Below are 12298 nucleotides of genomic sequence, written 5' to 3'. Positions count from 1 at the left end.
GGTGCCTGTGGGGCACGAGTGTTGGCGGCTTGATTTCGGTCGGGTAACTGGTCCGGGCCAAAGTTCTCCGGCAATTCACGCGCGGGAGATGTAACCGCAGGGCGATGCCGCCAAGATGCTTCGCGACCGTGTTACCGCCGGGTACACCCTCGACCGGCGGAGCGCCGATGCTTCTTGGAGGATCTCCGCATGTCTCCGCTCTCCCGCCGTGGCTTTCTGGGTGCCGCGGCCGCGACAGGTGCCGGTCTGGCGCTCGCCGGGCCCGGTGGCCTGACTCCCGCGGTCGCCGACGCGATGGCCGCCACCGACGGCATCCCGGGCACGCTGGACGACATCGAGCACGTCGTCGTCCTCATGCAGGAGAACCGCAGCTTCGACCACTACTTCGGCACGTTGGCCGGGGTGCGTGGGTTCGGGGACCGGTCGTTGGTGCGGTTCGCGGGTGGGGGTGATGTGCTGCATCAGCGGCTGTTGGGGCTCAACGGCGGTACGACGCTGCTGCCCTGGCATCTCGACACCAAGACCAGCAACGCGCAACGGGTCAACGGACTCGACCACAGTTGGGAGGGCGGCCACAGCGCGTGGGCGAACGGCCAGTACAGCAACTGGATCCCGGCCAAGACGTGGCTGACGATGGGTCACTACCAGCGCGGGGACATCCCGTTCCAGTTCGCGCTGGCGGACAACTTCACGGTCTGCGACCAGTACTTCTGCTCGTCGATGACGTCGACGAACCCGAACCGGCTGTTCCTGTGGACGGGGACCATTGATCCGCGCGGCGAGGCGGGTGGGCCGGTCACGGACAACAGCGAGAAGGGGTACACCTGGACGACGTACCCGGAGCGCCTCGAGGCGGCCGGTGTGTCGTGGCGGGTGTACCAGCAGGAGGACAACTACGACGACAACGCCCTGGCGTGGTTCAAGCAGTTCCAGAACGCGCCCAAGGACTCGCCGCTGTGGGTGAACGGCATGACCCGGCGCGGCGCGACGGCGTTCGCGGACGATGTGGCGGCCGGTCGGCTGCCCGCGGTGAGCTGGGTGGTGGCCCCCGAGTCCCAGTCCGAGCACCCGAACTTCGCGCCGGCGCAGGGCGCGGACTTCACCGCGTCGTACGTGCTGGACGCGCTCGCGAAGAACTCCGAGGTCTGGGCGAAGACCGTGGTGTTCCTCAACTACGACGAAAACGACGGGTTCTTCGACCACGTCGTGCCGCCGACCGCTCCCGAGGGCACGCCGGACGAGTTCGTCAACGGGCAGCCGATCGGGCTGGGCGCGCGGGTCCCGATGATCGTGATCTCGCCGTGGAGCCGTGGCGCGCGCACTTGTTCGGAGGTGTTCGACCACACGTCGGTGCTGCGCTTCCTGGAGAACTGGACGGGCGTGCGCGAGACGAACATCTCGCAGTGGCGGCGCACGGTGTGCGGCGACCTGATGAGCGCGTTCGCGTTCACGCGCAAGGACGTGTCGTTCCCGGCGCTGCCGGACACCAAGAAGCTGCTGGACGACCTGGCCGGCCAGCGCTGGAAGCTGCCGCCGCTCGTGCCGCCGCTGATCCAGCACCAGCCGACGCAGGAGGCGGGCGACCGCGAGGCGATGCCGGTCGGCTACCGGTTCGCGACGACGTCGTGGACGCAGCCGGACAGCGGCCTGCTCTGGGTCAAGGTCGAGAACACCGGCGAACTCGGCGCGGGCTTCTCGATGTACGCGGTCAACCACCGCAAGTTCGGGGCGTGGCAGTACACCGTGCCGGCGGGCGGCAGCGTGCAGGACTACTTCAGCGCGCTGGGCGTGAGCGGCGGCCCGTACGACATCGACACGCACGGCCCGGACGGCTACGTGCGCGGCTTCAAGGGCGACGTGCGGACCTGGCGGGACGCGGCGAAGGCCCACCCCGAGGCGGCGGTGGTCGACCAGGCGGGCCGCACGCTGAAGCTCACGCTGACCAACTCGGGTGGCGCGGCGGTGTCGTTCGTGATCAGTGCGAACGGCGCCGAGGGCGCGGGCGCGGGTTCGGCGGCCACGGTGACGGTGCAGCCGGGTGGTTCGTACGAGACCGTGCTCGCCGCGACGTCCGCCGGCCGGTACGACTTCACCGTGACCGCGAACTCGGGTGACGGCTTCGCGCGGCGTTTCGCGGGGCGTCTGTACAGCTGATCCGAGGCGCCCTCGGGCAGCGCTGAAAGCGTTGGCGGCATCGGGAACTCCCTTTGCCGCCAACACTTTTGCCCCCTCGTCAGGCACGGCTACCGTCCAGTACGGTGCCGCAATGACACGCGGGCGGACATGGCTGTGGTTCTCGCGGGCCGCGTACACGCTCTCGGGCGTGCTGGTCGTGGTCCCGATGGTGGTCCTGATGTTCACGTACGCCGTCTACTCGATCCCGTCGAACTCGATGGAGCCGACGCTGTGGGGCGGCGACCGCGTCGTCGTGCACAAGGGCGCGGATGTCGGCCGCGGCGACGTCATCGTGTTCACGCAGTACGGGTGGTCGCCCACCGCACACGAGTTCGTGAAGCGGGTGGTCGGCGTCGGCGGCGACAAGGTCGCGTGCTGCGACGCCGCCGGGCTGGTCACCGTCAACGGCAAGCCCGTGCGCGAGACGTATCTCGCGGCGGACGAACTGCCGTCGCGGACGGGGTTCGAGGTGACGGTGCCGCAGGGACGTCTGTTCGTGCTGGGCGACTTCCGTTCGGTCTCGCTCGACTCGCGTACGCACCTGCTGGATCCGACGAGTGCGACCGTCGCGCGGTCGGACGTGGTCGGGCGGGTCGAGTACATCGTGTGGCCCCTCTCGCGGCAGCAAAGCGTGCCCGGTTCGGACGCGTTCCGGGCCGCAGGCGTACCGGGCGGAGGGGCGCCGGACGGCCCGGCCGCGCTGCTGGCGTACGCGATCGTTGCGGGGCTCGTCCTGAGTACGGGGACGACGCTGTGGTGGGCCGTGGCGACGATCGTGCTACGCGTGCGCGGTCGTTCGGGCGGTGGCGGCCCCGGCGTCGCGCCAGTGCCCGGAGGGGATGCCGACGAGGCCGTAGAGCCACCGCACGGGTGACCGCCTCCACAGCAGCAGCGGGCCGACCGTGGCCGCGAACACCGCGAGTCCGATCCACCAGCCGGCGGCGTGCACCAACAGGCTCGCGTAGACGGCTCCGACGAACGGCATCGCGTGCACACCGAACGCGGCGATGCCCAGCGCGACGACGCGCGGCACCTTGCGGTCGGCGTCAGCGCCGGGCAGTCGCCAACCCTCGTACAGCCAGCTGATCTCGGTCAGGAGCATCAGCAGCACGACCGGGCCGCCGAGGAACAGCAGTGCGAGGAACGTCCCCGAAGTGAGGAAGTGCGACACGTTGTTCGCCACCATGTCGCGCGGCCAGTCCTTGAACTCCGCGCGATTGGTGGTCAGGACGCGCCGGTAGCCGCGACCGTCCCAGCCGTGCACCAGCACCGCGAACATCAGGAAGTAGGCGCTGACCACCTGGAGGAACGCCCAGTAGCCGGCGCCGACCAGCGCGAGCGCACGCGAGACCCAGAAGCCGAGCGCGGCGCCGACGACCACTCCCCCGGCGTACAGCAGCACGAACCCGGCCCACAGGTCGCGGTGTCGGGCGGCGACGTGCATCGTGGCCCACGACGGGTTCTGCCACAGCAGGAACAGCCCGGGCGGCACGACCAGCACGGCGGCGAACAGGACCGTCGAGACGAAGTACGGGTTGGCGGTGACCGCGCGGGCCCGCACCGCGATGTCCGGGTCGGCGTCCGGGTCCGGCAGCGGGCGGCGTTCCCAGGCCTGGAGCTGCCGTGCGGCGGACAGCGCGAAGGTGGCGCCGAGGGCGTACGCGAAGAACAGCACGGCCTGGAGCGGAAGCATCGTCACACCGCCTTGATGGCAAGGTTCTTGGTGGTGAGCCGGGTGCACCCCACGAGTGCCTGGTCGGCCTCGACCCGGGTCATGAACACGAACGGCGGGATGATCGGCGGCAGCGGCAGGCCGTCGGCGGCGAAGGTGAGGCAGATCAGGCCCTCGATGCAGCCGTACAGGCGGGTGACGTAGATCGTGACGTCGCCGTTGAGGTCGAGCTGGTCGGCGGCGATCGCGTAGGCCGGGCCCGGGTCGTGCGTGGTGAGCCGGTAGTCGCGCAGGCTCGCGGCGTTCATGGTCAGCTTCATCGCCTTCAACGGGCCGTTGGCGGTGGGGACTTCCACGATGCCGACGAACGCGAAGCCGATCGGGGCGAAGAAGCTCGACGTGACGGTCGGGGGACGGGCACCGGCGACGGTCGCGTGGGCGGCGGCGTCCAGCGCGCCGCGCAGGTCGGTGCCGTGCGCGGGGCCGCGCGCGGGGCCGGCGTACGCCCGGCCGGCGGCGGGGAACAGCAGCGTCGCGACGAGCACGAGGGGGACGGCGAGAGCGAGTCCGGCGGTGCCGGTGCCTCCGGCGGAGCGGCCGTCCGGTTCCGCGGGGTCCGGTTCGGGCCGGGCCGCGGCTGAGGCCGACGGATCCGGCGAACCCTTTTGCGGCGCAAGGGGCTTCTTCGGCCGCCACCCGAAGCCCATCGAACTGCCCACGATGCCCAGCGCCATGCCGACCAGGAAGCCGCCGAGGTTGGTCGCGGCGAAGGAGACGACCGACGCGATCAGCGCGACGAGCGAGACGAAGTGCCTTTGTGCGGGCAGGAACCACAGGCACAGCCCGGCGACGACGAGCACCGCCCCGATGCCGAGCGCTGCGAGGCCGCCGACGCCGAGCGTGATGAGGATGGACAGCGGCGACATCGGGATGAGGATGATCTCGGTGCCGCCGAGAACGAGGTAAAGGCCGCCCCAGAACGGCCGGGTGCGCCGCCAGCGGCGCAGCGCGCGGCGTTCGCGGGGGAACGGCAGGTGCCGGTCGAGCCATGCTCCGGGGTGCACGCGGGCGACTCCTTCCGTGAGGGCGACGACATCGGGACGCCAGGCACCGCGCCCGTCCGCCCCGGGGGTAGGGCGGACGGCGCGGTGCGCGGCGGCAGAAGGGGGCGGGAGCGAAGCGACTCGAATATGGGCGGTGGGGGGCGACGGGTGGGCACGTGGCGGACGGGCCCGTTCCGTCGGCGGGCTGTAGACGGCCCTTCAGCAGCCGCGTCCGCCCGTCCCGGCGGCGGGTTGTCGACGGGCCGTCAGCAGCCGCTGCCGCCGAGGGACACGGACACGTGCAGGCCCTTGAGCTTGAAGTCGCCGCCCGTGGCCGACCAGGCGTTGGAGCGGACGCCGGCCACACTGACCTGGCCGGCCTGCAGGCCGAACGATCCGGGCGTGCCCTGCGCGCCGGGGACCGTGTCGAGCGTCGACGCGTCGCGGCCGATCTGGACCGTGCCGAACTCCGCGTCGCCGACGAGGTCTTCGGCGTCGATGACGAGGCTCTTGGCGGTGACCGGCCCTGCGCTGCCGCCCGCCGTGAGCTTGAAGACGACGTCGCCGAGCGGCGTGCTGACGCGCGCCGATTGGCAGATGTCGCTGAGTGTCGCGTCGCCGACGGCGAGCAGCGACACGGGGTGGCCCTTGCCGCCGATGTCGTTGTCGGTGCCGACGTACGACGCGAGGCCGTCGCTGGTCAGCTTGCCGGAGCTGACCTGGAACGCGGTGCCGGACACCGCGAACGAGGCGGCAAGCGCGCCGGAGGCCATGGCCATGGTCATGGCGCCGACGGCGACGACCGCAGGCACGCCGACCGCGACGGAGCGCCTCCAGCTGGTACCGCCTTCGGGTGTCTCGTCGTCGATCCTGAGTTTCGCGGTGACCCGGCCGAACACCGAGCCGCTGTCGCCGATCACGTGGTTCCCTCCATTGCTCCGTAGTGCGTCGAAACAATGCGCGGGCATTCCGAGGAAAGCCGCCGCGCCGGGGAATTCGGGCAGCATGGAACGGCTGCCGCGGAACGGCCGCGGATTCACGCACGCGGCCGTGACGGAATTGCCTGACACGGCGCCGAAGCGGTCGCGCTCCGAGCCCTGTCCGAACGAACTGGCCTGATCTTTGCGGAGCTTCGGTGAACGTCGTCTGCCATCCTCTGCCAGAATGCAGGCGTCGTCTCGTAGCCGCAGAGTAGGGCCCGTTTTGAACAAAAGTCAACAGTCCTCGCGGGTCCCCTCGGGCCGCGCGGGCGACTCCCCCCGCTCGCAGGAGCGCCGCGCGGAACTCATAGCGGTGGGGCGCCGGTTGTTCGCCCGCACCACGTACGACGCGCTGTCGATCGACGACATCGCGCGGGAGGCCGGCGTCGCCAAGGGCCTGCTCTACTACTACTTCGGCAACAAGCGCGGCTACTACCTCGCGGTGGTCGAGGACTCGGTCGCCGAGCTGGTGGCCAGGGCCGAAGGCGACCTGGAACTCCCTCCCAGGGAACGCCTGTTGCATACCCTCGACGGCTACCTGCGCTTCGCCTCCGGGCACGAGGCGGCGTACCGCACGATCGTCAGCGGCGGGGTCGGTGTGGACGCCGAGGTGCTGGCCATCCGCGACCGGGTGCGCGAGCGGCTGCTGACCACGATCGCCGAAGGGGCGTACGGCCGCGCCGGGCTCACCGCGCTGCCGCGGACCGCGCTGACCGGGTGGCTGTCGTACGTCGAGGGCGTCACCCTTGACTGGCTCGAACACCGGGACATGGACCGGGATTCGGTGCGGGCGCTGTGCGCCGCGATACTCCTCGACACGCTGCGCACGATCGAGCGATTCGCGCCGGAGTATCCCGCGCCGACCGTCGGCGATTGAACTCCCCGGCCGCCGCCACGGCCGGACTCCGGGCATTCCCTGGCGAAAACACTGTGTCGCGCCACTGATTCGCAGCGCCCCGTTGACAGCCGCGCGGGGCGCTGCGACGTTTCATGGGCGTCTCACTTTTCCGCGTACTCGGGGAGGAATCATGGCGACGGCCGTGGAGAAACTCACGACGGAACTCGGCGCGGCCCCACCGGACGGATTCTCCGGACTGGCCGACAGCGACCTGGAATTCCTCGCCGACACGCTGAAGGCGGCCCGCGAGGGCCAGGCGGCCGGCCTCGACCGGGCCGCCGAGGAGTCGCTCAAGATGGTCCCGGCGATCGCGCGCGGCCCCGTGCGGCGCATCCTGTTCAGGTGACCGGCATGGACACGCTGCGCACGCGCGCCGAGATCGAGAAGATCTCCCGGTTCCTGGAGACGGACGTCGAACGCCTGGCTTTCCTGGCCACGTTGCCCGCCCCCGATGTCCGGCGGTTCCGTGAACAGGTCACGGCCGCGCTGTTCGACGGGCAGCCGGAGATGCTCGACCGGATCGCCAAGGCCACCAAGCTCGTTCCGACGTCGATCGCCTCGACCATCTCGCAGAAGGCGCTCGGCTCCAAGCTGGCGGCGCGCGTCGCGGGCCGCCTCGAACCGGCGCGCGCAGCCGACATCATCGAGAAGCTGCCGATCGGGTTCACCGCGGAGTCGTGCGCGCACCTGGACCCGCGCAAGGTGCGGGACGTGGTGGAGCGGCTCCCCGAGGACCTCGTGGTCAAGATCGGCGTCGTGCTGGCGAAGCGCGGCGACTACGTGACGATGGGCCGGTTCGTCGGACACCTGAGCGACGGAGCGCTGACCAGGATCCTCGAGCAGGTCCCGGACGACGTCGTGCTGCGGGTGGGCTTCTACATGGACATGCCCGAACGCCTCGACCACATCGTCGGGTTGATGGACGACGCGAAACTGGCCGCGGTCATCCAGGCCGCCGCCGACGGGCTGTGGGCCGAGGCACTCGCCGTCGCCGCCGAGGTCGGCCCCGAACGACGCGCCGAGATCGCCCGGCTGACGGCACGCCAGGACGCCGAGCAGCTGGATGCGTTGGTGCACGCCGTCCACGCCGGGCACCTGTGGGAGGCGCTGTTGCCGCTCGTCGCGCTGCTCGGCGACGAGGACCGCAAGACCGTCGCGGTGCTGCCCGCGCTCCAGGCGCCCGAGGTGCTCGCCGACGTCGTGCGGGCGGTCGTGGCCACGGGGCTGTGGGCGCAGTTCCTGCCGCTGGTCGAGGTCCTGCCCGAGAAGTCCCGGCAGGTGGTCGCCGAAGCGGCCGGTGCACTCGGCGACGTCGATCTGGAGCGGATGGCCGAGTCGGTGCAGGCGCAGGACCTGTGGGAGGCGGTGATCCCGCTCGTCGAGCTGATGGACGACGCGGCGAAGGAACGGGTGTTCGCGCTCCCGGCGTTCCAGGACCACGACGGCGGAGCGGACGAGGTCTAGACGCCGAGGCGGCCAGGGACGCCTCGGACCGATCCGCATGCCGGATCCGGGTGGTCGCGCCGCGTCCGGGGCGCGGCGCGGCCACCTCGGCCCCGCGCGTGGGGCATGCTCCTTCTGTCCACCGCACCGAGGAGCCGAGGAGCCCCGCGATGACCGACCTCGCCGACCTGCTCGCCGACCTCGCCGCGGAAGGCGCGGCGCTCGACGCGCTCGTCGCCGGCCTGCCGGACGACGACTGGGCCCGCCCCACCCCCGCCGTCCCCTGGACGATCGCGCATCAGATCGCGCACCTCGCGTGGACGGACGCCCAGGCCGAACGCGCGGCCGTCGACCCGGACGGGTTCGCCGCCGAGGCGAAACGCTTCCACGAACTGGGCTCGCGGTTCGTCGACGAAGCCGCCGAAGCGGGCGCGAGTGAACCGCCGCGCGACCTGCTCGCGCGCTGGCGTGCGGCGCGCTCGGGCCTGGCCGTGGCGCTGGCGGCGCTGCCCGACGGGGTGAAGATGCCGTGGTTCGGCCCGCCCATGAAGCCGACGACGATGGCCACCTCACGGCTGATGGAGACCTGGGCGCACGGCCAGGACGTCGCCGACGCGCTCGGCGTCCGACGGAAACCGACCTCGCGGCTGAAGGCGGTGGCGTTCCTGGGCGTGCGGACGTTCGGGTACGCGTTCACCGTACGGGGCCTCGACGCGCCGGCGGTCGGGCTGCGGGCCGAACTGCGCGCGCCGGACGGGTCGTTGTGGGTCCTGGGGCCGGACGACACCGACCAGGTCGTGCGCGGTTCCGCCGAGGACTTCTGCCTGCTGGTCACGCGGCGGCGGCATCCCGACGACCTGGACCTCACCGCTCAGGGCTCGGTCGCGGCCGAATGGCTCACGCTGGCCCAGGCGTTCGCGGGCCCGCCCGGAGAGGACCGCCGCCCGGACGGGCCGTGAGGTCGGGTCAGACCGCAAAAGCGGGTCAGGTCGTAAAAGCGGGTCAGGTCGTAAAAGCAGATCGGCTCAGGCCGGCCACTCGTCCATCACCTGGGCCAACGCCGGGTGCACGGCCCACATCTCATCGCGCGTCACATGCCCGGGCTCGGCGGCGTGCTGGCGGGCGCGGACGAACTCGTACAGGCGGCGGAAGAGACGGGTGCCGCCGGTCTCCCACAGCTCCTCGGCCGCGTCGGTGAGGTGGAAGAAGTACCAGGCGTAGTTGAACAGCCCGTGCTCCAGCGCGTGCTCCATGTCCGGCAGGGCACGGAACGGCAGCGTGTCGGCGGGCATGTCGTACACGACGCCGGTGAGGGTGCGCATCGCCGGCAGCATGTCCGGCTCCATCTCGGACAGGTAGCCGACCATCGCCATGTTGGCGTGCAGCTCGACCAGCCACAGGTCGGGGTACGACGCCCAGTCCTGCTGGTGGTACAGGTGCGTCAGCTCGTGGACGTGGACGGCCTCGTAGTACGACACCAACGAGCCGGGCTCGCCGTACTGTTCGCGAAGGTTCGCGCGGGTGGCCTCGCTGACGTAGGGCATGTACGACGCCAGTTGCTCGTCGTAGAACGGCGCGGGCCCGACGGGGACGGTGATCTCGCCGTCGATGGCGCGGGGCATGCCGTACAGCGGCATGTCGGTGACGCTCGGCCAGTCCTGCTCGTCGGCGACGTTGAGCCGCAGCGTCGGCACGAAGCGCAGCGCGTCGGTCATCCAGGTGATCGCCCGCTCGGTCCGCGCGGCGAGTTCCTCGGCGCGCGCCTCGGCCCCGGCACTGGCCCGGACGGCGAACGGGAACCCGGACACCGGGCTCAGTCGACGGAGTTCGGTGCGCGCCATGTCAGACCTCCCGCAGCTGAGTTCGATCACATCCAGACTAGACCGAGACCAATTCGAAATACATTAAGAATCTTTCCGTGACCAGACGGTCACCCCGGGCTGGCGGCGCGTGACCGCTCCCCGCGTGGGCATGCGAAAGGGCGGGGTGCGGAGCCCGTGAGCTCCGCACCCCGCCGTTTCCCTTTCCCTACGCCCCGCCCGGGGTCAGTCCCGCGCGGCCGGCTTCGGAAGGAGCTGCACCAGAGCAGCCGTGGCCACGCAGAAGATCGTCAGGGGGATCAGCGCCCACGTGACGGCGTGGGCGTAGTCGTTGGCCGCCAGGCCGGTGCCGAGCGCGTCGTAGAAGACGATGCCGACGACCGCGACGCCGAGGGCGCCACCCACCTGCTGGGCCGTGGTCAGGACGCCGGCCGCGGAGGCGGCGTGCTTCGGGGTGATCCCGGCCAGCACGATCGCGGACATCGGGGCCAGCGCCACACCCATGCCGTAGCCCGCCAGCGCCAGGCCCGGGATGAGCCACATGACCGACCCGGTGGCGCCGATGCCGGCGACGGTCTCGGCGAGGACCGCATAGCCGCCCGCCGTCAGGACCGCGCCGAGGGTGAGCACCTGCCGGCCGAGCCTGGCCGCGATCTTCTCGGCCTGCGCCGCGCCGATGAAGTAGCCGACGCCGAGCGCCATGAACAGCAGGCCGGAGTTCAGCGCGGTCATCCCGTGGCCCATCTGCAGGTACAGCGCGAGCACCAGGAAGAAGGACGCCATCGCCAGGGAGTACGCCAGGGTCACCGCGAGGCCCGCGGAGAAGGAGCGCTCCTTGAACATCTCGAGGTCGATCAGCGGGGCCGCGTCACGCCGGGCCAGCCGACGCTGGTACCAGGCGAACTCCGCGATCAGCACCGGCGCCGCCGCCAGCGACAGCCACGTCCACAGCGGCCAGCCCTGCTCGCGGCCCTGCACCAGCGGAAGAACGACGGCGACCAGGCCGCCCGTCACCAGCACCGCACCCACCAGGTCGAGGCGCGTACCGCCCGTGCCCTTGGACTCGGGCACCAGGCGCGGCGTCATCACCAGCGCCGCGATGCCGACCGGCACGTTGATCCAGTAGATGCTGCGCCAGTCCAGCCCGAACAGGTCGATCTCGATCAGACCGCCGCCGATGAGCTGCCCGAAGACGCCCGCGAACCCGATGGTCAGGCCGTACGCCATGAAGGCACGCGCCCGGTGCTGCCCCGTGTACACGACGTTGAGGATCCCCAGCACCTGCGGCATGAGCAGTGCCGCGGAGGCGCCCTGGGCCACCCGCGAGACGATCAGCATCTCGGGGTTCTGCGCGAGCCCGCACGCGGCGGACGCGATCGTGAAGGCCCCCAGTCCGATCATGAACATCCGGCGGCGGCCGGCCATGTCGCCGAGGCGTCCGCCGGTGATGAGCAGTCCGGCCAGCGCCAGGCCGTAGCCGGCGACCACCCACTGGATGGCGGCGGAGCTCGCGCCCAGGTCGGCCTGGGTGGCGGGGATGGCGACGTTGACGATGAAGAAGTCGAGCGTGGTGATGAACACCCCGGCGAGGAGCACCAGGAGCGTTCCCCACGAGGGGGTGTGGTCGGGGGCGGTGGTGCGCGCCGCCGCGACGGGCGCGGGGGCGGCGCTGCGGGGCGTCGCGGTCGTGGACACGGTTGTGTCGTCCTTTCCGGGCAGGGGGCGGGGCGGGTACGGAGGGCTGTGCGTGAGGGGAAGGCGGGGTGGGGAGCGGGTCCGGCGCGCGGGGGGGGTGGGGCCGGGCCCGCTCCCGGGCGGGTCACGCGCCGGCGGGGACCTTGTCCAGGAAGCCCTGCACCTGCGTGACCTTGCCGTTGTCGTCCAGCACCGCGACGTCGAAGCCGACGGCGAGCGCCTCGCCGCCCGCGGGGCCGAGGTTCCAGGTGAACCGGACGATGTTGTGGTGGCCGTCGACCGCCCCGGCGAGGCTGAACACCAGTCCGCCGAACTGGCCCTGCACGGCGCCGATCACGGTGTCGATGCCGTCGTGTCCGCCGACCTCCGCGAGCGGGTCCGTGTACGTGGCGTCCGCGTCGAACACCTCCTCGACGAGCGCGCGGCGCTTGGCCGGGTCGGTCTCGTTCCAGGCGGCGAGGTAGCGGTCGACGATGGCGGTGAAGTCGGGGGTGGTGGCGGTCATGGCGTCCGTCCTCTCGGTGGTCCCGGCGGGCCCCGCGGGGGCCTTGCCGGGGTCTTCGCTTCTTCTG

General features: G+C 71.4%; 12 protein-coding genes. 6 read left to right on the top strand and 6 right to left on the bottom strand.

Annotation, left to right across the window (positions count from 1 at the left end):
• Positions 1 to 189: 189 nt before the first annotated feature.
• Complete coding sequence (locus QI554_RS28200) at positions 190 to 2154, top strand: phosphocholine-specific phospholipase C (protein WP_281473620.1); 1965 nt, start codon at positions 190 to 192, stop codon at positions 2152 to 2154.
• Between the two features lie 112 nt (positions 2155 to 2266).
• Complete coding sequence (lepB, locus tag QI554_RS28195) at positions 2267 to 3049, top strand: signal peptidase I (protein ID WP_281473618.1); 783 nt, start codon at positions 2267 to 2269, stop codon at positions 3047 to 3049.
• On the opposite strand, the gene QI554_RS28190 is transcribed toward lepB, so the two are convergent.
• The 3 genes from QI554_RS28190 to QI554_RS28180 all read right to left on the bottom strand — a co-directional run bounded on the left by QI554_RS28190 (position 2954) and on the right by QI554_RS28180 (position 5810).
• Positions 2954 to 3868, bottom strand: coding sequence for a hypothetical protein (locus QI554_RS28190; RefSeq protein ID WP_281473729.1), 915 nt, complete (start codon positions 3866 to 3868; stop codon positions 2954 to 2956). The genes lepB and QI554_RS28190 overlap by 96 nt on opposite strands.
• A gap of 2 nt (positions 3869 to 3870) precedes the next feature.
• Positions 3871 to 4911 (bottom strand): DUF6114 domain-containing protein, encoded by a 1041-nt coding sequence (locus QI554_RS28185; RefSeq protein ID WP_281473617.1) that lies wholly within the window; start codon positions 4909 to 4911, stop codon positions 3871 to 3873.
• A gap of 245 nt (positions 4912 to 5156) precedes the next feature.
• Positions 5157 to 5810 carry a DUF6230 family protein gene (locus QI554_RS28180; protein WP_281473615.1) on the bottom strand — a complete coding sequence of 218 codons (654 nt, stop codon included), beginning with the start codon at positions 5808 to 5810 and terminating at the stop codon, positions 5157 to 5159.
• A gap of 283 nt (positions 5811 to 6093) precedes the next feature.
• Here QI554_RS28180 and QI554_RS28175 point away from each other — a divergent pair, with 283 nt between their 5' ends.
• From QI554_RS28175 to QI554_RS28160, 4 genes are all read left to right on the top strand, one after another.
• Positions 6094 to 6747, top strand: coding sequence for a TetR/AcrR family transcriptional regulator (locus QI554_RS28175; RefSeq protein ID WP_281473614.1), 654 nt, complete (start codon positions 6094 to 6096; stop codon positions 6745 to 6747).
• Positions 6748 to 6898: 151 nt separating this feature from the next.
• Complete coding sequence (locus QI554_RS28170) at positions 6899 to 7114, top strand: hypothetical protein (protein WP_281473612.1); 216 nt, start codon at positions 6899 to 6901, stop codon at positions 7112 to 7114.
• Between the two features lie 5 nt (positions 7115 to 7119).
• Positions 7120 to 8232, top strand: coding sequence for a hypothetical protein (locus tag QI554_RS28165; RefSeq protein ID WP_281473727.1), 1113 nt, complete (start codon positions 7120 to 7122; stop codon positions 8230 to 8232).
• A gap of 149 nt (positions 8233 to 8381) precedes the next feature.
• Positions 8382 to 9170, top strand: coding sequence for a TIGR03084 family metal-binding protein (locus QI554_RS28160; RefSeq protein ID WP_281473609.1), 789 nt, complete (start codon positions 8382 to 8384; stop codon positions 9168 to 9170).
• A 66-nt stretch (positions 9171 to 9236) separates the two neighbouring features.
• Here the strand turns inward: QI554_RS28160 and QI554_RS28155 are convergent, their stop codons facing one another.
• The 3 genes from QI554_RS28155 to QI554_RS28145 all read right to left on the bottom strand — a co-directional run bounded on the left by QI554_RS28155 (position 9237) and on the right by QI554_RS28145 (position 12231).
• Complete coding sequence (locus tag QI554_RS28155) at positions 9237 to 10052, bottom strand: hypothetical protein (RefSeq protein WP_281473606.1); 816 nt, start codon at positions 10050 to 10052, stop codon at positions 9237 to 9239.
• A gap of 204 nt (positions 10053 to 10256) precedes the next feature.
• Positions 10257 to 11726 carry an MFS transporter gene (locus QI554_RS28150; RefSeq protein WP_281473605.1) on the bottom strand — a complete coding sequence of 490 codons (1470 nt, stop codon included), beginning with the start codon at positions 11724 to 11726 and terminating at the stop codon, positions 10257 to 10259.
• Positions 11727 to 11850: 124 nt separating this feature from the next.
• Positions 11851 to 12231: a nuclear transport factor 2 family protein gene (locus QI554_RS28145; RefSeq protein ID WP_281473603.1), complete on the bottom strand. Its 381-nt coding sequence runs from the start codon at positions 12229 to 12231 to the stop codon at positions 11851 to 11853.
• Between the last annotated feature and the right edge of the window lie 67 nt (positions 12232 to 12298).

The organism is Yinghuangia seranimata (genome assembly GCF_029953285.1).
GTDB lineage: Bacteria > Actinomycetota > Actinomycetes > Streptomycetales > Streptomycetaceae > Yinghuangia > Yinghuangia seranimata.
Note: the sequence above shows the minus strand (reverse complement) of the source record. Positions and strands in the feature narration are given on the sequence as shown.

Bases quoted from the DNA above. Each gene is read 5' to 3' on its own strand.
- QI554_RS28200 (WP_281473620.1), top strand. From the start codon at position 190: ATGTCTCCGCTCTCCCGCCGTGGCTTTCTGGGTGCCGCGGCCGCGACA.
- lepB (WP_281473618.1), top strand. From the start codon at position 2,267: ATGACACGCGGGCGGACATGGCTGTGGTTCTCGCGGGCCGCGTACACG.
- QI554_RS28190 (WP_281473729.1), bottom strand. From the start codon at position 3,868: ATGCTTCCGCTCCAGGCCGTGCTGTTCTTCGCGTACGCCCTCGGCGCC.
- QI554_RS28170 (WP_281473612.1), top strand. From the start codon at position 6,899: ATGGCGACGGCCGTGGAGAAACTCACGACGGAACTCGGCGCGGCCCCA.
- QI554_RS28165 (WP_281473727.1), top strand. From the start codon at position 7,120: ATGGACACGCTGCGCACGCGCGCCGAGATCGAGAAGATCTCCCGGTTC.
- QI554_RS28160 (WP_281473609.1), top strand. From the start codon at position 8,382: ATGACCGACCTCGCCGACCTGCTCGCCGACCTCGCCGCGGAAGGCGCG.
- QI554_RS28155 (WP_281473606.1), bottom strand. From the start codon at position 10,052: ATGGCGCGCACCGAACTCCGTCGACTGAGCCCGGTGTCCGGGTTCCCG.
- QI554_RS28145 (WP_281473603.1), bottom strand. From the start codon at position 12,231: ATGACCGCCACCACCCCCGACTTCACCGCCATCGTCGACCGCTACCTC.